A 21,659-nucleotide genomic window follows, 5' to 3' on the forward strand; every position below is an offset into this window, starting at 1 on the left:
GGAATTATGTTATTATTATTATTTCCCTCTTTGGAATAAAAAAGATGATAAAAATTCTAAGAGTATTCTTGAAATAGTTTTAAAAAAAATTGATTGGCGAGGTCGGAAAGAGAAAACAAGCTTTGTAATTATTGATGCTCAAAGGGTTAAAAATACTGATACAGCGGAGAAGATAAGGATATGATGCAGGGAAAAAAATATCAGGAATAAAAAGACATATAGCAGTCGATAGCCAAGGGCTTCCTCATGCGATTCACATTACCACCGCTAATATCACTGACAGAAATGGGTGTATAGAAGCATTTTCACTACATAAAAACCATTTGTTCGGTGTAAAAAATGTTTTAGCAGATGGAGGATATTCTGGAGAAAAATTTGCAAAGAGTGTGCAGGAGATATTAGAAAGAAATACACTTCATACTTTTACAGTTATTCCCAAAAGATGGGTTGTAGAGCGTTCTTTTGCGTGGATAGAAAAATGTCGCAGGCTATGGAAAAATTGCGAAAGAAAACTACATACAAGCCTGAATATGGTGGTTCTTGCTTTTATTGCTCTACTTTTGAAAAGATTTTAAACAGGCTCTAAGAGAATGGGTTTTTTCGGCAGCATTTTATTAAACTCTTGAGCCCATTTATGTAAACCTTGCTCTGGTTGAGCAATTTGATAGGGATCAATAGCAATTACAGAGGAAATCTCTTTTTTTAAGACCGACCAATCCGACAGTAGGCCTAAAAATCCTGGTAGGGCATAGATCACTTACTTTCTACTTTGATGGATTACACAAGCTAAAACTACAATTCCTATGGCTAAACCAATTCCCCAACCAATCATACTGGTGGAAATAGCTGTAAAGTTACTATCTTCTACTGCAGCTCCTGTTTCCCAAACTTCATTTATCTCTTGTTGGTATACATCTAAACACTTATCAGAGTATAAAGGACTACTTATAATTGTAGTAATGGACAAAAGTGCGCAAATTGCTTTTTTCATGAATTTGTTCCTCTAAATAAAGATAGCTAATTTTATCACAAACAGAAGGGTTTCTTGTAAACTTTAATTTTTTAATTAGTCAGATGAATGAAAAATATCATCTTAAAGTCAATAACTTATAGCTGATTTATCATTTGTTCAAGTATAAATAATAGCACCTGGGTGCGCTTTATGCATCGTTTGGTTCTTTGAAGTGTCAAATTGTTCTGCAAAACACAAGGTTTTTGATAATGGAAACAGGAAAAGATAAAGTAAAAAAGATCTGCGATGTGCTGCGTAAAGAAACGTTAGAGCCCTCCCAAAAGCAGGCTGAAGAAATACTGGAACAAGCCAGTCTACAGGCTCAAGAAATTATTGCGCAAGCCCACTTAAAACAAAAGCAACTGCTTGTCAATGCTAAAGAGCAAATTCAAAAGGAAAGGGCTATTTTTGAATCTTCTCTATCTCAGACAAGCAAACAAGTCATCGAAGCTTTAAAGCAAGAAATCAAAGATAATATATTTCACAAGGAATTATTACATCTGCTTAAAAGTGAGATGAATAAGCCAGAAGTTTTATCTCGACTGATTAATGCGGTTATAGGAGCTATTGAAAAAGAGGGTATTGAATCGGATTTAAGCGTCTATATTCCAGAAGCGGTTCCTGCTCGAGAGATAAACGCGCTTCTTTTACAAAATACTTTGAAAAAATTACAGGAAAAATCTGTTTTGATTGGATCATCTATTCATGGTGGAATGGAGTTAAAATTACATGATAAAAACATTTCCATAGAAATTACAGATGCTTCCTTAGAAGAGCTTATAGAGCGATATAGCCGTAGAGATTTTCATGAAGTAATCTTTAAAAAACAGTCTATTTAAAAGGGATTTTTTAATGAGTCGATATGTTTTTTTAGTGCCTTTTTTGCCTCCTCTTTCTTTGGATAATCCCACAGAGCTATCTTTTGAAGAGCTAATCGGTTTATTACAGGTAAATTTAAGCCGCAAAGATTTAGAGAAAATCAAAGTATTGCGCTTAGCTGTGGATCTATCAAATATTAGGAATCTGCTTTTAGGAAAGCCTATTGATCCGCATGGGAACTTTTCAGAAAAAGAATTAGACGAAGCGCTACTTCTAAAAAGCGATTTACCTCAATATGTCTTTGATTTTCTGGATCAATTTGAAAACAATGCAATAAAATTAAAAAATTTATGGGGATTATTTACGCAGTTTTTTGCAGAAGAAATTGCTAAACAAAGGGGTTTTTTAAAAAGTTATTTGACCTTTGAAAGAGAATCTAGATTGGTTTTACTGAGTCTAAGAGCTATCCAAACTAAAAAAGATCTTCTACAAGAGCTTCAATTTGAAGATCCCTTAGATCCTTTTGTAACAAGCATTTTATTGCAAAAGGATTTAGAAAGATATACGCCTCCTCTTGAATATGCACGTTTGAAAGAGATCTTTTTTACCTATTACAAAGACCCTTGGGAACAATATCGAGCCCTTACAGAATACCAGTTTGCAACTATTGCAGACCTGGCGAGCAAAAGTTTATTTTCTATGGATCGTATTCTCTGTTATGTAGCGCAATTTATATTAGTAGAATCTCTTTACAATTTGAATAAAAGAGAAGGGGAAAAAATTCTTAATACATTTCAAACCGGATAAATAAGGATGAATTCTATGATGAAACAAGAAGCTATTGGCCTGGTAAAAAAAGTCTTTGGAAATCTACTTCATGTCGAATACCAAGGGAATATTCAACAAGGGGAAGTAGTCATGATCCAATTAAATAAGGGACACCCGCTAAAAGCTGAAGTGATTGAGATCATAGGAAATGCTGCTAAAATTCAAGTTTTTGAGGATACTAGGGATATATCGTTTGGTTGCCCAGTAAAATTTTCCTCTCACTTACTAGAGGCTGAATTAGGTCCTGGGCTTTTAACCTCTATCTTCGATGGATTGCAAAATCCCTTAGAGAAAGTAGCTGATGCTGCAGGCTTTTTTTTAAATCGTGGAGTCTATCTTCCTCCCTTAGATAAAAATTGTCGCTGGAATTTTCAACCTACTGTGAACATAGGGGATAGAGTGCATCGGGGAGATTCTCTAGGGTTTACTATGGAAGGTCGGTTTCATCATCAGATTATGGTGCCTTTTGTATACTTCGATCATTACACCATTGAATGGGTGATTCAACCAGGTGCTTACACTATTGACACAGTAGTAGCTCGTGGTGTTGATGATCAAGGAAAAGAACTCTCTTTTACCATGTCTCAAAAATGGCCGATTAAAGTGCCTCTATTTGAAGGGGAGAAAATTAAACCCAGTCAAATGATGAGTACAGGCCTACGTATTTTAGATACGCAATTTCCTGTGCTAAAAGGAGGAACCTTTTGTTCCCCTGGCCCATTTGGTGCAGGTAAAACGGTTATGCAACACCATCTTTCTAAGTATTCCTCCGTAGATATTGTAGTGATTGTCGCCTGTGGAGAACGCGCGGGAGAAGTGGTGGAATTATTGCGCACATTTCCCTATATGACCGATTTTCATACAAATGAGTCTTTAATGAGTCGTACGGTGATTATTTGCAATACATCTTCGATGCCTGTTGCTGCGCGAGAAGCTTCTATTTATACAGGAGCAACAATCGCTGAATATTATCGTCAAATGGGACTGAATGTTTTGCTCTTAGCTGATTCTACTTCCAGATGGGCACAAGCGATGCGGGAGATGTCAGGGCGTTTGGAAGAGATTCCAGGAGAAGAGGCTTTTCCTGCTTATCTAGCTTCTCGCATTGTTGCTTTTTACGAGCGATCAGGAGTGGTTGCACTCTCTCAAGATAGAACGGGTACTTTAACAATTGGGGGAACCGTGTCGCCAGCAGGGGGTAACTTTGAAGAGCCCGTAACGCAAGCAACGCTTACTGCTGTTGGAGCTTTTCATGGACTTTCTAGGGAGCGCTCTGATGCACGTAGATACCCAGCTATTGATCCTTTAATTTCCTGGAGCAAATATATTGAAAAGGTAAGTGTAGAGTTCCAAAAAATAGTTCCTGGTTGGGGAAATATGGTAAAAAGAGCTGCTCGATTCTTGCGTGATGGAGATGAAATCGGAAAACGTATGGAAGTAGTAGGAGAAGAAGGGGTGTCAATGGATGATATGTTGATCTTTCTTAAATCAGAATTATATGAATTTTGTTATCTACAACAAAATGCTTTTGATAAAGAGGATGCGTATTGCCCTTTAGATAGGCAGATTCCCCTATTTATTTTAATCGATAAAATATTTAATACGCCATTTTATTTTTCATCGCATGACGATGCCAGATCTTTTTTCCTCGATTTTCAAAATGAGCTCAAGAATATGAATTTTATGCCTTTTGAATCAGATCGTTATCGGCAAGCATTTGACCGAATAGAAAAAAAGATTCAAACCGCACAAGAACATAAAGGAACAGTCCAGTGAAAAAGGTGTATGACAAGATTGTTGATATGCGAGGTAACTTAATCACTGTTAAGGCAGAAGGAGTTGGCCTTGGAGAATTAGCGCGTATTCAAAAGCAGGATGGCCGTAGCCTATATGCTTCTGTACTAAGAATTGAAAACGACCTTGTAACCTTGCAGTGTTTTGAAAATACCCGTGGAATTGCGACAAATAGTCGAGTCACTTTTTTAGGCAGGCAAATGCAGGCTGTTTGTAGCGATGCTCTTTTAGGACGAAGATTAAACGGTTCAGGCGAACCGATTGATAAAGGTCCAGTAGTTGTAGGAGATGAAATAGAGATAGGAACGGCTTCCTTTAATCCCGTAAGACGAATTGTTCCTCATGAGCTTGTACGGACTAATATTCCTATGATCGATGTGTTTAATTGTCTGGTTAAATCGCAAAAGATTCCTATTTTTTCTGTTGCAGGTGAACCTTATAACGCTTTATTGATGCGCATTGCTAATCAAACAGATGCAGATGTTGTCATTATTGGTGGAATGGGATTGCGTTTTGATGACTACCAAGCGTTTATCGATAATGCAGAAACCTCTGGGTCTTTAGATAAAACAGTGATGTTTATTCACCAGGCAACCGATCCTGCAGTGGAATGTCTTTTAGTTCCGGATATGGTCCTTGCTTGCGCAGAGCGCTTTGCTATGCAAGATAAAAATGTTTTGGTGCTCTTAACAGATATGACGGCTTTTGCTGATGCGATTAAGGAGATCATGATTACTATGGATCAAGTTCCTTCTACAAGAGGATATCCTGGTTCTTTATATTCTGATCTTGCCTCTCGTTATGAGAAGGCAGTGGATATAGAAGGCAGTGGTTCGATTACGATTATTTCTGTGACAACTATGCCAGGCGGAGATGTGACACATCCGATTCCCGATAATACAGGATATATCACAGAAGGACAGTTTTACCTACATGGAGGCAGAATCGATCCTTTTGGTTCTTTATCGCGCTTAAAGCAAAACGTAATTGAGAAAGTAACCCGTGAAGATCACGGCTCTATTGCTAATGCCTCGATTCGTTTATATGCAGATGCTAAAAAAGCCAGAGAGCAACAGAGTATGGGTTTCCCTCTTTCGGCATGGCATAGGAAATTGATTGCTTTTGCGCAATTGTTTGAAGAGCGGATGATGAGTTTAGAATCGAACCTTCCTTTAGAGAAAGCTCTTAATCTGTTATGGCAAACTCTCTCTGAGTGTTTTGATCAACACGAAGTGGGGATAAAACAAACATTGATTGATAAGTACTGGCCTAAAAATAAAATATAAGAATTGGTGTTGTGGCAGAAATAAAACTTACCAAAATGGAGTTGCGTATACAGCAACTCAAACTAGAACAGTTACGAAAATATTTACCGACTCTGCAGATGAAAAAATCGATGCTGCAATTAGAAGTGAGTCATGCTGCTTTAGAAATAGATCGATTCGTTTCTCATCTAGGTGTTAAGCAGGAAAGAGCGCGAAAATATGCGCAGTTACTCACCGATCCGAGCTTTGATCGATTAGTAAATGCAACCCAGATTGAAAATAGAGAAGTCCTTTATGACAATATTGCAGGGATTAATGTTCCTAAACTAGGGAAAATAGATTTTGAAAAAACGCAATACTCCTTATTTGATACACCTCTTTGGTTTGAATCCGTATTAAGTGATATCAGAGATTTGATTGTTGCCAGGGAAAGAGTACAGATAGCTAAACAAAAAAAACAAGTTCTTGAAAGAGAGTTAAAAGAAGTTTCCATTCGCGTGAATCTTTTTGAGAAGATTTTAATCCCACGTGCTAGAGGCAATATTAGAAAAATTAAGATATTTTTAAGCGATCAGCAATTAGCAGCGGTATCTCAAGCTAAGATAGCAAAGAAGAAGATCTATCAACGCTCTCTTGAGGTTAATTTATGATTATTCCCATGAAAAAATATCTCATTCTAGGAGTACAGGAAGATCTTGAATCCTTCTTTAAAAAGGCACAGCAGCAAGGGGTATTAGAGTTTATCCCGGGAAAAAATAAAACGCCTAGCGCAGTCGCTAAAGAAATGCGGTGTTTTATCGATGCAATCCGCATATTGCGTAAACTCAATCCTACAGATAAATCAAAAGACCCAGAACAATCCGCAGAAGAGATTGCTCTCTATATTATTTATTTAAAGAAAGAGATAGAGCGCTTATCAGAACAGATACGGATTATCGGATTGGAAATCGCAAGAGTGTCTCCATTAGGGGATTTTTCTAAAGAGGATATTGCATACATTGAAACGGAAGCAAAAAAAGTCATCCAGTTTTTTTGCATGAAAACGCTCAAAAGAGAAGAGAATCCACCAGATGAAGGTTTGATTTATCTGAGTACCGAATATGACCTAGATTATTTTATGGCTATTCACGCAGCTCCTGTTAACTATCCTCATATGATTGAGATGCGCGTGGATAAATCAGTAGGCGTTTTAAAAGAAGAGCTAGAAGAGACTAAGCAGTCCTTACAGAAAATAGAAAGAGAGCTCAAAGAATCCGTCTGTTTTCAATCTTTTCTGCAAGAAGCGTTGATTACACATCTGAATACCTATCACTTAGAACAAGCGAAAAATACTGTTCAATATCCTTTAGAAAACTCTATTTTTTGTGTGGAAGCTTGGATTCCTCAAAATAAGGTGCGTATCTTATATTCTTTAGTCCATGATATGGCCATTCACTGTGAGTCTATTGCTGTAGAAGAAGGAGAAATAGTTCCTACTTATATGGAAAATAAAGGCATTGCTCGAATTGGTGAAGATCTTGTGCGTGTGTACGATATTCCAGCTCACACGGATAAAGATCCTTCTACCTGGGTATTCTGGTTTTTTGTGCTCTTTTTTTCTATCATTGTTGCGGATGGAGGTTATGGTTTGCTCTATCTTGCCCTAGCGGGTTTTTGTTGGTTTAAATTCCCTAATCTTAAAGGGCAGAAAAGAAGATTTTTAAAATTAGCTACTATTTTGGCAACAGGTTGTGTTTTATGGGGTGTGTGTACAGCTTCTTTCTTTGGGTTAGAGCTTAAACCCAGCGACTGGATTATGCGAATTTCTCCGCTTCAAACACTTGTGGTAAAAAAGGCAGATTACCACTTGCAGCAAAACGATGATGTACAAAAGGAATTAAATGAGAAGTTTCCTCAAATAAGAAGCGCTGTTAATGGACAAGAGGTCATTGAAAAAGCGGTTGAGTACAAAGACGGTAAAACAAGCTATGCTATATCGGATGATTTTTCTAGGAATATTCTGCTAGATTTTTCTATCCTATTGGGAATTGTACATATTTCTTGCTCCCTAATGCGGTATTTCTTCCGTAATTGGGCAGGAGTTGGCTGGGTTCTTTTTATGATAGGCGGTTATTTGTATTTTCCCTCTATCTTGAATGCTACTACTATTTTACATTTTTTAAACCTAGTAAGTAAAACCCAAGGAGCAGAAATTGGCCTGCAGTTGATTTTTAGTGGGATCATTATAGCTGTTGCATTAGCGCTCATTCAAAACCGTTTAAAAGGTTTCAAGCACCTTACACAACTTCTAGAAGTGTTTGCTGATGTGCTTTCCTATTTGCGCCTATATGCCTTAGCACTTGCTGGAAGTATTATGGCAGCTACATTTAATCAATTGGGAAAAAGTGCTGGGCTATTTGGATTTATACCTATTTTAGGAGGACATAGTATAAATATTCTCCTTGGGCTAATGGCAGGTGTTATTCATGGGCTTCGTCTCAATTTTATTGAATGGTACCACTATTGCTTTGATGGAGGAGGACGCTTATTTAAACCTCTAACCTATTTGAAATCGAAAGAAAATTAAGGAGACTTATGGATTATAGTATGGTAGGACCTGCACTAGTTTTAGGATTAGGCTGTGCTGGAAGTGCAATTGGTTGTGGAATTGGCGGTATGGCCTCTCACGCTGTTATGAGCCGCGTAGAAGAAAACCATGGGCAATTTATTGGTATGTCCGCTGTGGCTTCTTCTCAAGCAATTTACGGATTTGTTCTAATGTTGCTTATGAAAGCTAAAATTGTCTCAGGAGAATTATCCCCTCTTTCTGGTATTGGTATTGGTGTATCCGTTGGAGTGGCTTTTCTTTTTTCTTCTATCTACCAAGGGTTATGCGCAGCATCCGGTATTCAAGCTTCGGCTAAACAACCAGCGATTATTGGGAAGTGCTTTGCAGCATTAGGGATTATCGAATCATTTTCCTTATTTGCGTTTGTCTTTGCTCTTTTACTGATTTAAGACCCTCAGGGTTTATCTTTAAATAGGGATAATTATGGCTAAAATTATAGGTGCCTCACGTTTAAAGAATTATCAAAAGCATTTCCAGTAATGGATGAGCAGGTAGCTAAAAGCTTGCCCACCAGAAGGTATCCTCCTATAGGTCGATCAGATACAATAGAGGTGATTAGAGATGCTGAAGGAAAGCCGATAAGGGCAAAAGCTGTTCATGGTACGTGCAATATCTTTAACGATGAAGAAATTCTTCAAGTTCATCCCGTAGTCGGAAGAAAACCATTTGGAAAACGCTTTAATGACTATGGAGGAAAAGAGGAGGTATACATAGACTTTACTCAAGCTTGTAAAGCTATTATTCAACAACAAGCTACAAGAGGATGTAATGCAGCAACTGCAGCTATGCTTATTAAAGATCGAGGCGGAAAACCCGACTTTTACAAACTGCAAGATTGCAACCTTGGAAATGACGAAAATATAAAACAAGATATTAGACTTCTTGCGTAATTAGGTTTTTGCTATACTTCCTTCTTAAATGGAGGGAAAGGAAAAATTACTTAGAACTTCAATCACTCTCACCCGAGCAATTGAGAAGACAGACAGGAGTGAAACGAAAAACTTTTGAAGAAAAGGTCTTCATTTTATTAGAAGAGCAAAACAAAAGATATAGAAAAGCTGGGAGAAAAGGCTTACTTAAGCCTAGAAGACAAGCTTTTAAAGACTTTAGAATATTTGAGAGAATATCGAACGTATTTTCACACAGGTTTTAGTTACGGTCTGAGACAAAGCGCATGTTATCGAGCCTGCAGATGGGTAGAAGACACATGGATTAAAAGCAAGAAGTTTTCACAGCCTGGGAAAAAAGCTATTCTTAAGAGAGACATGGAATACGAAGTAATTCTTGATAGATGCATCAGAAACACCTATAGAGCGTCCCCAAAAAAAGACAAAGATAAAAAGAGGATAAAAAATCGCAATAATAGACAGAAGCATTTTTAATCCGGAAAAAAGAAAAAGCATACGATCAAAATAGTCGTAGATAAGAAAACGAAAAAAGTTGTCAGAATAAACTTTTGTAATGGCAAAAAACATGATTTTAGACTGTTTAAAGAGAGTAGGGTGCGGTGGACAGATCAACGTTGTTATAGTGGTTTAAATTTATTTTTTCTTTTAAGCACATTTTTCTAAAATTGCTTGATCAATAGCTTCTGAAAGAGTAGAAAATGTGTTAAGAGTTGATTGTACTTTTCTCTTAAAGTTAGCCCAAAATATTTCAATTGGATTTAAATCTGGGGAATAAGGGGGTAAAAATAAGACTTCGCAACCAGCCTTCTTGATCATTTCTAAACTCAGCTGTGAATTATGAAAACTTGCATTGTCCATGATGATAACTTGATCGGCTTTAAGTTCAAGAAGGAGCATTTTCTCTAACCATGTATTAAATAAATCAGTATTGCATGTCCCTGTATAACAAAAAGGAGCTATAATAAATGCCTCTGCTATTTCTCTAAGATAAGCATCAGCATGTTCTTGAATATAATATTTTAACTTTTCATTATGGAGTTTACTTGGTGATCTTTGCTTCAACTTGGGAGCTAAATCGCCTTGCTTTTCTAACTTTTTCCAATTTAGAAGAGAACGAGGAGAAACTCCAAAAGCCTGAGCCACCGCTAAAAGAGAACCACATCTTTTTAAATATTTTAGAGCCTGTTTAAAATCTTTTCAAAAGTAGAGCAATAAAAGCAAGAACCACCATATTCAGGCTTGTATGTAGTTTTCTTTCGCAATTTTTCCATAGCCTGCGACATTTTTCTATCCACGCAAAAGAACGCTCTACAACCCATCTTTTGGGAATAACTGTAAAAGTATTAGGATAGTGGAATGAATCTTTTTGCCCCATAGGAGCATCGTGCTGAAACCCTCTCTTCCTCCACTTAAGAACAGTTTTAGGGTTGAGACTCAACTCATCTGCTAATTTGGCTATGCTCTTATGATTGAATCGGAACCACTATATACTCTAGAAAGTTGAAGTCTGGAGTGGATTGAGCTCGATTTTTTGAAAGTTATCAGTATACTGAAATGCATTAGAAAAAAGACTTTTCAAAAACTAAATTCATTGAATTTTTCTCATTGATTGAGTTATAAATCTTACATCTATGCAACCTGAAGCGAACTTTTTAACAAGAAACCAAAAAGACATCCTCAAGGCTCGTCATCGCCATGAACGGGATAAAAGGCTATGCGATAGAATCAAATCTATTTTATTGTTAGATGAAGGGTGGACATACCCACAAGTAGCACATGCTTTACTCCTAGATGAGGATACGATAAGGCGTTACTATAAAACTTATTTAGAAGGTGGCAAAGAAGCATTGCTGAATTTGAACTATGCAGGAAAGGCATGCCGGCTCAATCAAGGCCAACTTAAACAACTAAAAATCTATGTAAAAGAAGAAGCTCCCAGTTCAGCTAAACAAGTTGTCAATTTTGCCAAAGACCACTTTGGAATATGTTATACACCATCAGCTATGGTTTCTTTATTGCAGCTGATTCCTGGAAAAGTGAATGAGGAAGCTAAAGAGCTTTTTTCACAAGAATTGCAAAATCTAGAAAAAGAACTCGCTCAAACAGATCAACTGCTTTATTTAGATGGGGTTCATCTTCAACACAATTCCAAACCCTCTTATGGATGGTATGAAAAAGGATCTAAGGCTATATTGCTAACAAATACAGGACGTAAACGTATCAATATCAATGGAGCCTTAGATGTAAAGCGCTTAGAAGTTACAACTCTTTCTTCCGACTCTATCAATGCGCAATCTACTCTTGATTTGTTTAAAAAATGGGAAGAAAAGTATCCTTTTGCACAAAGAATCGTGGTTATATGCGATAACGCTGCCTACTATAGGTCAAAAATCGTTGCAAATTACCTAAAAACATCCAGAGTAGAAATCAAATTCTTGCCTCCTTATTCTCCCGATCTCAATCTGATTGAACGCCTTTGGCGATTCATGAATAAAAAAGTTCGCAATAATCGATATTATGAAAAATTCTTAGATTTTAAGAAGGCAATTTGTGCTTTTTTTGAAAATATTCCTAAATATCGGGAAGAACTGCAACCTCTTTTATCTAGGAAATTTTGCTTAGTTAAATCTTAATTTAAAAACAAACGAGTTCTCTAATTGCACACAAGGGGAATATAAATTCTCTTAATTCTTCATAAGCTCTCCGAGCCGATATTTTGCTTGCAAAATAAAAGGCGTTTTTTAAGATCTTAGGACAGCAAAGTTTAATGCGGGAGATAAGTCCAGGGTTCTCTGCGGAGTCTTTTTGAAGAAAACTATTTTAGATTCTTCGCTCCATTATGCTATCCGAAATGAAATGGGCAAGACAATGTATATTACGGCTTCTAAGAGCCAACTCATTTGTCGTCTTTACCTATTTCTTCGGTTTTCTCCTGCAAAAAATTTTAGTCACTTTTCCTAATGTTTTTATTTCTAAAAAAATGCGTTTTTAAGCTGCCTTTGGCTCACCGTAAATAAATTCTTTTTGTTCAATCAGCATCTTATGCATAATTACGGATAACTTTCTACCTACTGCTAAGGCGGCTTTCTTCATTCCTTTTTTTCTCATGATTTTTAATCCCCAAGCTTTTAGCTTGCTCCATTTCTTACTTCGTGTCAGCATTACTATTCCGGCTTCAACTAATAGAGATCTAAGTTCACTGGATCCACATTTTGAAATTCTTCCCTGTCTTTGCACCTCTCCGGAGGCATACTGTTTAGGCGTCATACCAAGATAGGCTCCTACTGATTTAGAATCGTTAAAACGAGTGGGATCAAAAATTTCTGTTTTATAGGTTAATGCTGTTACAGGTCCTACGCCAGGGATTGTCATAAGCCGTTGTACTTCTTTATCTTGACTGACCAGCTTAAGCATTTCTTTATCCAGTTTTTCTACTTCCTCAACTACCTTATCAAAGGTATTTAATAGAGAGGTTATGCTCAGAACAATACTTTTTTCCTGTTTTTCTATCTGCTTTACAACCACAGACGAAAATCTTTTGGATCCCACAGATCCCAATCGTATTCCGTAACTTTTAAGCAAGCCCCTTACAGTATTTCTGCGTTTGCTGTTTAATTAGCGCTCTTCTGGAAACTAACAAAATGCTTTTTTCTACTGAATCTTGGGGCTTACAGTGTACTCGTGTATACATACCTGATCGAAGGGCTTCTGCGATTCCTCGTGCATCATTTTTGTCTGTCTTATTTATTTTCAAAGCAAGAATCGTACTCAGCTTCCTTGCATCCATACATAGGGGATCTATAGCTCTTTTTCTAAATCCTGTGACTAGGTAATGAGATAAACATCCACTTTCAAAGCCAACAACGATTTCTTGAAAATCTCTTTTGGAAAAATCATCTGCTAGTAAATCAGGATCTGTTTTTTCTGAACCTTCATGGACAATCTTACCTTGTTCATTTAATACACAGATAAAAGTTCTTTTCATTGATACATCTAATCCAATATAATGCTTCATGGGTTGCTCCTCATTTTTTTGCTCTTTAATGAGCGGTTTTGAGATTTGAAAAAATCTCGTTTATATTGGAGAGTTTAACCTACTCCGTTTAAGGAGCAACCCCTTCTTTGTGTGCAATTATGGCATGTATAATTCACCGTTTCAGCTGTTTCTGAAATATTTTGTAGGAAAATTGTAATTTTTACAGACTACAACTACGAGAAGTATATTAAGATATTAAAACATTTACATTAAAAACATATGTGGTTATTCTTAATTTAAAAAGTGATTTTTAACTATGTCTCTTCCTTTAGCATCCTATCCATTACGTTCTTTGCCTTTTCTTTTAGGATCAGAAATAAAAGTCTACCCAAGCCCAGAAACAACACAAAAGACTGATCTAGATTTAGATGAATTAAATACTGATCTAAACAGGAAAACCAAAATATATGATCAAGAATTTAAGCAAAAAGTTGTAGATGCAGTTAATAATGGTTTGAAAAAAAAAGAAGCTGTAAAACGGTTTAAAGTTCCTTATAGAATATTGTGCGAATGGACTCAGCATATAAAGTCTGATCTAAACAGGAAAACCAAAATATATAATCAAGAATTTAAGCAAAAAGTTGTAGATGCAGTTAATAATGGTTTGAAAAAAAAAGAAGCTGTAAAACGGTTTAAAGTTCCTTATAGCACATTGGACCGCTGGACCCAGCATGTAAAGTCTGATCTAAATTTAGATGAATTAAATTTAGATGAATTAAATACTGATCTAAACAGGAAAACCAAAATATATGATCAAGAATTTAAGCAAAAAGTTGTAGATGCAGTTAATAATGGTTTGAAAAAAAAAGAAGCTGTAAAACGGTTTAAAGTTTCTTTTAGAACATTGGAGCGCTGGACCCAGCATGTAAAGTCTGATCTAAACAGGAAAACCAAAATATATGATCAAGAATTTAAGCAAAAAGTTGTAGATGCAGTTAATAATGGTTTGAAAAAAAAAGAAGCTGTAAAACGGTTTAAAGTTCCTTATAGAACATTGTGCGAATGGACCCAGCATATAAAGTCTGATCTAAACAGGAAAAACAAAATATATGATCAAGAATTTAAGCAAAAAGTTGTAGATGCAGTTAATAATGGTTTGAAAAAAAAAGAAGCTGTAAAACGGTTTAAAGTTCCTTATAGAACATTGTGCGAATGGACCCAGCATATAAAGTCTGATCTAAACAGGAAAAACAAAATATATGATCAAGAATTTAAGCAAAAAGTTGTAGATGCAGTTAATAATGGTTTGAAAAAAAAAGAAGCTGTAAAACGGTTTAAAGTTCCTTATAGAATATTGTGCGAATGGACTCAGCATATAAAGTCTGATCTAAACAGGAAAACCAAAATATATAATCAAGAATTTAAGCAAAAAGTTGTAGATGCAGTTAATAATGGTTTGAAAAAAAAAGAAGCTGTAAAACGGTTTAAAGTTCCTTATAGCACATTGGACCGCTGGACCCAGCATGTAAAGTCTGATCTAAATTTAGATGAATTAAATTTAGATGAATTAAATTTAGATGAATTAAATTTAGATGAATTAAATTTAGATGAATTAAATTTAGATGAATTAAATTTAGATGAATTAAATTTAGATGAATTAAATTTAGATGAATTAAATACTGATCTAAACAGGAAAACCAAAATATATGATCAAGAATTTAAGCAAAAAGTTGTAGATGCAGTTAATAATGGTTTGAAAAAAAAGAAGCTGTAAAACGGTTTAAAGTTCCTTATAGCACATTGCGCGAATGGATCCGGTCTATCAAAGAGCTCTTTCGAAACTAGAAAATGAAAAGGACTTTCTATAAAACAAACCTCTTTTTGTTGTAAAACACTTCTATATATTCAAATAAGCTATCCATTTTATACCTGTATAACCACTGTCGGTCATACCACAACGTTGATCTGTCCACCGCACCCTACTCTCTTTAAACAGTCTAAAATCATGTTTTTTGCCATTACAAAAGTTTATTCTGATGCATCTATAAGAATTACTTCGTATTCTATGTCTCTCTTAAGAAGAGCTTTTTTCCCAGAACGACTTGAAACTTGTCGTTTATCCTACATTTCAAAATATCTGTTATTTTCGGTATCTCTTCTAAGAAGAATCCTCTAATTGCCTGAAAAAAAGTCACCGACGTTTCGTAATATCGATTGTATACCGTCTTTTCCTTTAAGATCTTCCACAAGCGTTCAATAGGATTCAAATTCGGCGAATAAGGAGGGAGATAGTGCACTTTAATCCTAGAAGACATCAGAAACTCTTCTAGTTTCTTATTTTTGTTTGATCTCGCATTATCCAAAATTACATGAATAATTCGAGCCTCTGTCTGTTTTTCTAGCTTCTTGAAAAAATCGAGCATTATATCGGCATCAACTGTCTTATATTCCTCTGTAAAAATCTTCATTCCTGTCAGGCAAAGAGCTCCAGCAAAATGCAATTGCAATTGTTTCCCGGATGTCTGCAAAGTCTTTTGAACGCCTTTTTTGATCCATCCACATACGGCTTGGGACTGATGTTGGATGCACAGCATCTATGAAATAGATCTCTTCATCAGGGTTTAAGGTCTCCTTTAAAGCCATCTTTTAAAGTTATTCCCAAAAGATGGGTTGTAGAGCGTTCTTTTGCGTGGATAGAAAAATGTCGCAGGCTATGGAAAAATTGCGAAAGAAAACTACATACAAGCCTGAATATGGTGGTTCTTGCTTTTATTGCTCTACTTTTGAAAAGATTTTAAACAGGATCTTAGATGGATTTTGCTAAATTGTTTACGAGAAATATCGCTTGGATAAGAGCGGGTCATAATTACCTCCAAAGGTTTTATGAAAACTATCATTATACCTTACTGAAAAGATTTTAAACACCTAAAAAAAGGTAGCAAGATCAAGCAGCTCTGATTATAATAATGAATTTATGTTTAATAATTTATCATATTGGCCAATTAAGAGACCAACTAAAAGTACGAAAAAGTACTTTACTTAAATCAGCTGAGTAGGGAAGTGGCAAACCCTACTTTAAGATGAATTTTCCAAGTCATGGAAGGAATAGGTATGGTCTATTTTTACGATGAATCGCTTTCATACACTATTCGAGAAGTTATCACTAATCTCAATGAGCTTCGAAAAAAAATTATTTTATTATTTGGAGAAATAGCTGCTCGAATGTATGGATTAATTCAAAAAAATCGCGCTGTAGGTCTAGAAATGTAGGATAGAAACACATATTTACTGATTAAAAAAAATCTAGTTTCTAAAAATTCTTTAAACTCTCTTTTGGAGTTACATACATTTCAGTTTGCCTAAATTACAGATCTTAAGATACAAGGAAGGTCTAGGAATTTAAGAGATAGGTATATGCGCAAAGAGAGAGATTCTTTAGGAGAGGTCGAAGTTCCAGAGGATTGTTATTGGGGAGCGCAAACACAACGCTCTTTAGCCAATTTTGCTATTGGAATAGAGAAGATGCCTATGTCTTTGATTCGTGCAATAACTATAGTGAAGCTTTCTGCTGCTAAGGTAAATCAAAAATTAGGTGTATTGGATCCTCAGAAAGCTAAAGCAATTGTTAGTGTGTGCAAAGAAATCTTGAAAGGAGATTTGGATGATCAATTCCCTTTAGTCATTTGGCAGACAGGTTCTGGTACACAGACGAACATGAATGTCAATGAAGTGATCGCCAATCGCGCCAATGTGAAACTAGGTGGAAAAAAGGGGAGTAAAGAGCCGGTTCATCCTAATGATGATGTAAATCAATCCCAATCTTCAAATGACGTTTTTCCTAGTGCTATGCATATTGCAGCAAAACTTGCTATTTGTCAAAATTTGCTTCCTAGCCTGCAGAGATTTTATCGTGCTTTAGAGCAGAAAGCAAAAGAGTTTGAAAAGATTATTAAGGTTGGTCGCACGCATCTTATGGATGCTGCTCCTTTAAGTTTAGGACAGGAATTTTCTGGATATGCTACGCAGATAAAACAGGGAATTTCTGCTATTGAAAATGCCTTAAACCCTCTTTCAGAGCTAGCTCTTGGAGGCAGCGCTGTGGGAACAGGGCTTAACACTCATCCTGATTACGCTAAACAAGTAGCTGAGGTGATTAGTCAGCAAACCCAAGTTGTATTTGTTTCAGCTGTTAATAAATTTGAAGCCTTGGCCGCAAATGATGCGATCGTTGAGATGAGTGGAGCTTTAAAAAGACTAAGCTGTTCTTTAATGAAAATTGCAAACGACATTCGTTGGCTTGGATCAGGTCCGAGATGTGGTCTTGCTGAGCTGATTTTACCAGAAAATGAACCAGGCTCTTCGATTATGCCAGGTAAGGTAAATCCTACTCAATGTGAAGCAATGACCATGGTAGCCACGCAAGTATTTGGGAATGACACAACCATTACCTTTGCAGGTTCACAGGGAAATTTTGAGCTAAATGTCTTTAAACCTGTTATGATTTATAATCTGCTCCAATCCATTCAACTGCTGTCTGATGTAGTTCGTAATTTCCAGGATAAGTGTTTAAGCGGCATACAACCCAATAAAGCTCGCATTGCCTATTACTTAGAGACCTCGCTGATGTTGGCTACTGCTTTAAATTCTGTCATTGGTTATGACAGAGCAGCAAAAGTTGTCTCTAAAGCCCATCGAGAAAATATCTCTCTTAAAGAAGCTGCAATGCAGCTGGGCTTTTTAACAGAAGCACAGTTTGATGCTGCTGTTAATCCTAACAAGATGGTTTAGGTGTTAATATGAATGCCTATTTTGGTCAGTAGATAACGAGTAACTAAAATCGGATGCAGGCATAAAAATTTGCATAAAACAAGATAAGAGACCCCTTCAACTTTTTTTTGGATAACACATTTTTGATGGGATGAAGCATCTTGAATCCAGCTTAAATAAGGGGGGGGTAATAGATTAGGCTTGGAGGATAGAAAAAATCCAATTTCTTTAGTTTCACTGCCTGTTTGTAGATTCCCTTGTACAATCGAGCATTCAAATAGATGTGTCAATTGAGTGAGCTTGTTTACTGGTGAGTACTCAGCTACTTTGCGCACAATCTGTACGCTTAAGCCTGTTTCTTCATACACCTCTCTTACCACAGCTTCTTCGGGAGTCTCTTGTTCTTCTACACCTCCTCCTGGAAGAACCCAAACAGGAATGTCTCTTCTTTTGATTAGAAGAACTTTTTGCCTCTCAGAGCAAAAGATAATTCCAGAGACCGCTTGCTTTAAATGCTTTGCCATCGATAACCTCATCTATTAGGATTTAAGTATAGAAGATTATGTTACAAATGGGAATGTGGTTTTTTGTTTTGCTGAGTTTATGTTCTTGTGGGCCTTATTATGTATCTGTTATGCAAAAATGGGTAGATGAGCGTTATTTGGCTAGTACGCATGTAGGAACCCCTGATCCAAGACAAGAAGCTCCTTTTATTGGACAAATGCTAGTTGTTCAGTGGTGTGTACCTAGTGAAATCTTAGCTTTAAACCCTGTTGCCGTATTAGATGTGATTTTCTGGGATCATACAGAGCAGAGAATTTGTTTTCCCATTACACATAAGCTCAATTATGCATATTATAAATTGTTTGATAGTGAATATGAGGAAAAAGGAGGAATTCTAACCTATAAAGCGGCTATTCTCACAGAAGATGGATGTATCTATAAGGAATGTAAACATCAATTTTGGGTAAATTTAATCAAGATTGAAGATTAGCACATCACACAGTTAGCTTGGGAAATCAACTCAGCGGTCTCTTCCCAATTTAAGCAAGGATCTGTAATGGAAAGACCAAACTCTAGCTTATCCGGTTCTAGAATTTGGTTGCCTTCTTTTAGATGACTCTCTATCATCAATCCTAAAATTTCATGCCTACCGTTCGAAATTTGCTCTAAGACAGATTCAAAGACATTTTTTTGTTTTTGGAATTGTTTTTCACAGTTATCATGCGCACAGTCAATGATAATACGCTGGGGTAAATTAAGGGCAGCTAATTTTTTCAAAGCTGTTTTGATTGACTTGGAATCATAATTAATTCCTTGATAAGAGCCTCTTAAAACAAGGTGTGTATGAGGATTTCCCACAGATTGAAAGGCACATGCAATCCCTTCTTGGTTGATGCTCATAAAAGTGTGCTTTTCTTTAGCAGATAAAACTCCATGAATGGCGTCTTCTAAAGAACCATCTGTGTGATTTTTAAAGCCTACAGGGAAATAAAGGCTAGAGGCTAATTCGCGGTGTACTTGAGAACTAGAGGTACGAGCACCAATGAATCCCCAAGTGATTAAATCGCTTAAAAAGCAAGATGAAAGAGGATCAAGCCACTCCGTTGCGCAAGGAACATGCATTTCAGCAAGAGTGGTTAGAAGCCTGCGAGACCAGAGTAACCCCGTTTGAATATCGTTACTTCCATCTAAGTAAGGGTCGTACATTAAACCCTTCCAACCTGTAATTGTACGAGGTTTTTGCAGATGAACGCGCATGACTAGAAAACAGCGGTTACTCAAAGTAGTACAAATTTTTTTAAAGCATTCGGCATAAGCAATAGCTGAGTCGATATCGTGAATAGAACAGGGACCGATAAAAAATACTTTGCTAGGATCTTCTGCTGCTGCAATCGCATTTGCCTTTTTTTTGGATTGCATAAGAAAATCTTGTGCGGATTTGGAAGGAGGGCATTGCTTTTTTAAAATAGCAGGAGAGAGTATTTGTATTTGCTTCATAAAGTTCTAGATCGGAAAAACATTGGTTTCAACCTAGCATATGTACAAAAAACGTGCAACTGCTAACACAAAAGAAGTTGTACTTGAGAATTTATAACCCAAGGTGAAAATGACTTATAAAGTATTTGTTTGGTATTTAAATCAATTAGATAAATGGATGTGGAGCTATATCTTATTCTTTCTACTCATTGGTGTAGGAATATTTTTTACGATTCGTTTAAAGGGAATGCAGTTTCGTTATTTGGGTTACTCCTTAAAATTAGCGTTTACTAGATCGGATCAGGATGCTGAAGGAGACATTAGCCAATTTCAATCACTGATGACAGCACTAGCTGCAACCATTGGAATTGGTAGTATTGCAGGGGTTGCAACCGCAATTGTTGCAGGGGGATTTGGTGCTGTCTTTTGGATGTGGATGATTGCTCTTGTAGGGATGGCGACTAAATTCATTGAGGCCATTTTAGCAGTGAAATATCGAGAGATAGATAAAAATGGAAGAATGTGTGGCGGACCTATGTACTATTTAGCAAATGGTCTGCAATTAAGATGGCTAGGGGTAATTTTCTCTATTTGCTGCTTACTAGCTACTCTCTGTGGAGGAAATCTCATACAAGCACACTCTATTGCAATAGCTTGTACCGAACTTATTCCTTGTTCGGTTATTTGGCCTGGAGTTATTATGGCGGTTCTTACAGCTTTTGTTTTGTTTGGGGGTATTAAAAATATTGCTAAGATTAGTGGTTTGTTAGTACCGATTATGGCTCTCTTATATATTGTTTCAGGTTTATTTATTTTATATGTCCGCTATGACCGTGTTTGGGAGGGATTTTTAACAATTATCCAAACAGCCTTTACAGGACAAGCGGCAGTTGGTGGTTTCTTGGGAGCATCTGTTATGATGGCAATCCAGTTAGGTGCAGCTAGAGGGATCTCTTCAAACGAAGCGGGTATGGGAAGTGCCCCCATTGCTGCAGCAGCAGCAAAAACCGATGTACCAGGAAGACAAGCCTTGATTTCTATGAGCGGGGTGTTTTTTTCTAGTTTTGTTGTATGCACAATTACAGCGCTTGTTATCTCGGTTACCGATGTTTTAGGAACAATAGGAGCAAATGGAGAAGCTCTCAATGGAGTAGCTCTTGTGATTCAGGCTTTTCGCATCATTCCCGGAGGGGAATTTATTGTGATTTTGGGAGTCATCTTATTTGGTTACACTACCATTATTGGATGGTCGTATTATGGAGAAAAAAGTATGGAGTTTCTTTTTAAAGGATTATTACAAAAAAGCTATCGGATTCTATTTTGTTTTTGTGTGTTTTTAGGCTCCATTATGAGTATAGAAATAGTTTGGCCTTTAGCAGATATTATGAATGGCTTAATGACTATTCCCAATTTAATCGGATTAATCGGCCTATCTTCTATTGCTTGCAAGGAAGCGCAGCATTTTTTTCAGCTGCTAAGCCAAGAAAAAAAAGCAGCATTCGATTAAATCGCATCACAAACTTTTTCTTTTTGGGAAAAAGGCTTTTTATCAAAATTTTATTTTACTTATTTTAGTGAATCTATAGAATTAAAAAAAAGAATAGGGAGGCTCTCAACTTCAAAACTCCACTAGAAGTGTTTAGGAGATTATCTACAAACATGCTATGCTCGGGTGCACAATAGATGTTTTTTCAAGTATTTA

22 protein-coding genes and 6 pseudogenes are annotated in these 21,659 nt (G+C 36.4%); 17 read left to right on the top strand and 11 right to left on the bottom strand.

From position 1 onward, the window contains the following. Positions 1-19 precede the first annotated feature (19 nt). Positions 20-575, top strand: a pseudogene (locus RHABOEDO_RS04725) (IS5 family transposase); the annotation flags it as partial. On the opposite strand, the gene RHABOEDO_RS04730 reads toward RHABOEDO_RS04725, so the two are convergent. Together RHABOEDO_RS04730 and RHABOEDO_RS04735 are read right to left on the bottom strand one after the other, a co-directional pair. Further along, entirely contained in the window at positions 572-757 is a 186-nt protein-coding gene (locus RHABOEDO_RS04730; protein WP_215217069.1) for a hypothetical protein, read from the bottom strand. The pseudogene RHABOEDO_RS04725 and the gene RHABOEDO_RS04730 overlap by 4 nt on opposite strands. Then, entirely contained in the window at positions 758-991 is a 234-nt protein-coding gene (locus RHABOEDO_RS04735) for a hypothetical protein (protein WP_215217070.1), read from the bottom strand. 230 nt (positions 992-1,221) lie between these two features. Here RHABOEDO_RS04735 and RHABOEDO_RS04740 point away from each other — a divergent pair, with 230 nt between their 5' ends. The 9 genes and pseudogenes from RHABOEDO_RS04740 to RHABOEDO_RS10775 all read left to right on the top strand — a co-directional run. Then, on the top strand, positions 1,222-1,851 hold the full coding sequence (locus tag RHABOEDO_RS04740; protein WP_215217071.1) for a V-type ATP synthase subunit E: 630 nt from the start codon (positions 1,222-1,224) through the stop codon (positions 1,849-1,851). A gap of 13 nt (positions 1,852-1,864) precedes the next feature. Beyond that, complete coding sequence (locus RHABOEDO_RS04745) at positions 1,865-2,638, top strand: DUF2764 family protein (RefSeq protein ID WP_220017826.1); 774 nt, start codon at positions 1,865-1,867, stop codon at positions 2,636-2,638. A gap of 6 nt (positions 2,639-2,644) precedes the next feature. Then, on the top strand, positions 2,645-4,435 hold the full coding sequence (locus RHABOEDO_RS04750; protein WP_215217072.1) for a V-type ATP synthase subunit A: 1,791 nt from the start codon (positions 2,645-2,647) through the stop codon (positions 4,433-4,435). After that, positions 4,432-5,739, top strand: coding sequence for a V-type ATP synthase subunit B (locus tag RHABOEDO_RS04755; protein ID WP_215217073.1), 1,308 nt, complete (start codon positions 4,432-4,434; stop codon positions 5,737-5,739). Before RHABOEDO_RS04750 ends, RHABOEDO_RS04755 begins: the two co-directional genes overlap by 4 nt. An 11-nt stretch (positions 5,740-5,750) precedes the next feature. Beyond that, on the top strand, positions 5,751-6,368 hold the full coding sequence (locus RHABOEDO_RS04760; protein ID WP_215217074.1) for a V-type ATP synthase subunit D: 618 nt from the start codon (positions 5,751-5,753) through the stop codon (positions 6,366-6,368). Beyond that, positions 6,365-8,284 (top strand): V-type ATP synthase subunit I domain-containing protein, encoded by a 1,920-nt coding sequence (locus RHABOEDO_RS04765; protein WP_215217075.1) that lies wholly within the window; start codon positions 6,365-6,367, stop codon positions 8,282-8,284. Before RHABOEDO_RS04760 ends, RHABOEDO_RS04765 begins: the two co-directional genes overlap by 4 nt. 8 nt (positions 8,285-8,292) lie before the next feature. Next, complete coding sequence (locus tag RHABOEDO_RS04770; RefSeq protein ID WP_215217076.1) at positions 8,293-8,715, top strand: ATP synthase subunit C; 423 nt, start codon at positions 8,293-8,295, stop codon at positions 8,713-8,715. 90 nt (positions 8,716-8,805) lie between these two features. After that, entirely contained in the window at positions 8,806-9,216 is a 411-nt protein-coding gene (locus RHABOEDO_RS04775) for a hypothetical protein (protein WP_215217077.1), read from the top strand. Between the two features lie 8 nt (positions 9,217-9,224). Beyond that, positions 9,225-9,828, top strand: a pseudogene (locus RHABOEDO_RS10775) (helix-turn-helix domain-containing protein); the annotation flags it as partial. Positions 9,829-9,879: 51 nt separating this feature from the next. Here RHABOEDO_RS10775 and RHABOEDO_RS04785 read toward each other — a convergent pair. The 4 genes and pseudogenes from RHABOEDO_RS04785 to RHABOEDO_RS11725 all read right to left on the bottom strand — a co-directional run. After that, positions 9,880-10,212, bottom strand: coding sequence for a transposase (locus RHABOEDO_RS04785; RefSeq protein WP_256439908.1), 333 nt, complete (start codon positions 10,210-10,212; stop codon positions 9,880-9,882). Next, positions 10,195-10,407 (bottom strand): annotated as a pseudogene (locus RHABOEDO_RS11100) (IS630 transposase-related protein); the annotation flags it as partial. The gene RHABOEDO_RS04785 and the pseudogene RHABOEDO_RS11100, both read right to left, overlap by 18 nt. A 13-nt stretch (positions 10,408-10,420) precedes the next feature. Continuing rightward, positions 10,421-10,579 (bottom strand): annotated as a pseudogene (locus tag RHABOEDO_RS04790) (transposase); the annotation flags it as partial. 18 nt (positions 10,580-10,597) lie between these two features. Continuing rightward, positions 10,598-10,699, bottom strand: a pseudogene (locus tag RHABOEDO_RS11725) (IS481 family transposase); the annotation flags it as partial. A gap of 166 nt (positions 10,700-10,865) precedes the next feature. Here RHABOEDO_RS11725 and RHABOEDO_RS04795 point away from each other — a divergent pair. Next, positions 10,866-11,867 carry an IS630 family transposase gene (locus RHABOEDO_RS04795; protein WP_220017827.1) on the top strand — a complete coding sequence of 334 codons (1,002 nt, stop codon included), beginning with the start codon at positions 10,866-10,868 and terminating at the stop codon, positions 11,865-11,867. Between the two features lie 355 nt (positions 11,868-12,222). On the opposite strand, the gene RHABOEDO_RS04800 is transcribed toward RHABOEDO_RS04795, so the two are convergent. Continuing rightward, entirely contained in the window at positions 12,223-12,816 is a 594-nt protein-coding gene (locus tag RHABOEDO_RS04800) for an IS110 family RNA-guided transposase (protein WP_220017797.1), read from the bottom strand. After that, on the bottom strand, positions 12,809-13,249 hold the full coding sequence (locus RHABOEDO_RS04805; protein ID WP_220017738.1) for an IS110 family transposase: 441 nt from the start codon (positions 13,247-13,249) through the stop codon (positions 12,809-12,811). Before RHABOEDO_RS04805 ends, RHABOEDO_RS04800 begins: the two co-directional genes overlap by 8 nt. A gap of 277 nt (positions 13,250-13,526) precedes the next feature. On the opposite strand from RHABOEDO_RS04805, the gene RHABOEDO_RS04810 reads away from it, so the two are divergent. Further along, the gene (locus RHABOEDO_RS04810; RefSeq protein ID WP_220017828.1) at positions 13,527-14,984 is read left to right on the top strand and encodes an IS630 transposase-related protein; all 1,458 of its coding nucleotides are present in this window, start codon (positions 13,527-13,529) and stop codon (positions 14,982-14,984) included. Between the two features lie 289 nt (positions 14,985-15,273). Here RHABOEDO_RS04810 and RHABOEDO_RS04815 read toward each other — a convergent pair whose 3' ends face one another. Next, the gene (locus tag RHABOEDO_RS04815) at positions 15,274-15,804 is read right to left on the bottom strand and encodes an IS630 family transposase (protein ID WP_220017829.1); all 531 of its coding nucleotides are present in this window, start codon (positions 15,802-15,804) and stop codon (positions 15,274-15,276) included. Between the two features lie 48 nt (positions 15,805-15,852). On the opposite strand from RHABOEDO_RS04815, the pseudogene RHABOEDO_RS04820 reads away from it, so the two are divergent. The 3 genes and pseudogenes from RHABOEDO_RS04820 to fumC form a co-directional block, all read left to right on the top strand. Continuing rightward, positions 15,853-16,008 (top strand): annotated as a pseudogene (locus tag RHABOEDO_RS04820) (transposase); the annotation flags it as partial. A 313-nt stretch (positions 16,009-16,321) separates the two neighbouring features. Then, the gene (locus RHABOEDO_RS04825) at positions 16,322-16,480 is read left to right on the top strand and encodes a hypothetical protein (protein WP_215216961.1); all 159 of its coding nucleotides are present in this window, start codon (positions 16,322-16,324) and stop codon (positions 16,478-16,480) included. A 144-nt stretch (positions 16,481-16,624) separates the two neighbouring features. Further along, entirely contained in the window at positions 16,625-17,998 is a 1,374-nt protein-coding gene (gene fumC, locus RHABOEDO_RS04830) for a class II fumarate hydratase (protein WP_215216960.1), read from the top strand. Here the strand turns inward: fumC and RHABOEDO_RS04835 are convergent. Beyond that, the gene (locus RHABOEDO_RS04835; RefSeq protein ID WP_215216959.1) at positions 17,995-18,501 is read right to left on the bottom strand and encodes an NUDIX hydrolase; all 507 of its coding nucleotides are present in this window, start codon (positions 18,499-18,501) and stop codon (positions 17,995-17,997) included. The genes fumC and RHABOEDO_RS04835 overlap by 4 nt on opposite strands. A 47-nt stretch (positions 18,502-18,548) precedes the next feature. Between RHABOEDO_RS04835 and RHABOEDO_RS04840 the strand changes: the two genes are divergently transcribed. Next, a complete protein-coding gene (locus tag RHABOEDO_RS04840) occupies positions 18,549-18,971 on the top strand; it encodes a hypothetical protein (RefSeq protein ID WP_220017830.1) in 423 nt (140 codons plus the stop codon). On the opposite strand, the gene RHABOEDO_RS04845 is transcribed toward RHABOEDO_RS04840, so the two are convergent. Continuing rightward, complete coding sequence (locus RHABOEDO_RS04845) at positions 18,968-19,978, bottom strand: 3-deoxy-7-phosphoheptulonate synthase (protein WP_215216957.1); 1,011 nt, start codon at positions 19,976-19,978, stop codon at positions 18,968-18,970. The genes RHABOEDO_RS04840 and RHABOEDO_RS04845 overlap by 4 nt on opposite strands. Positions 19,979-20,087: 109 nt before the next feature. Here RHABOEDO_RS04845 and RHABOEDO_RS04850 point away from each other — a divergent pair, with 109 nt between their 5' ends. Next, the gene (locus tag RHABOEDO_RS04850; RefSeq protein ID WP_215216956.1) at positions 20,088-21,464 is read left to right on the top strand and encodes an alanine/glycine:cation symporter family protein; all 1,377 of its coding nucleotides are present in this window, start codon (positions 20,088-20,090) and stop codon (positions 21,462-21,464) included. The last annotated feature ends 195 nt before the right edge of the window (positions 21,465-21,659 follow it).

The organism is Candidatus Rhabdochlamydia oedothoracis (assembly GCF_019453995.1).
Classification (GTDB): Bacteria; Chlamydiota; Chlamydiia; order Chlamydiales; family Rhabdochlamydiaceae; genus Rhabdochlamydia; species Rhabdochlamydia oedothoracis.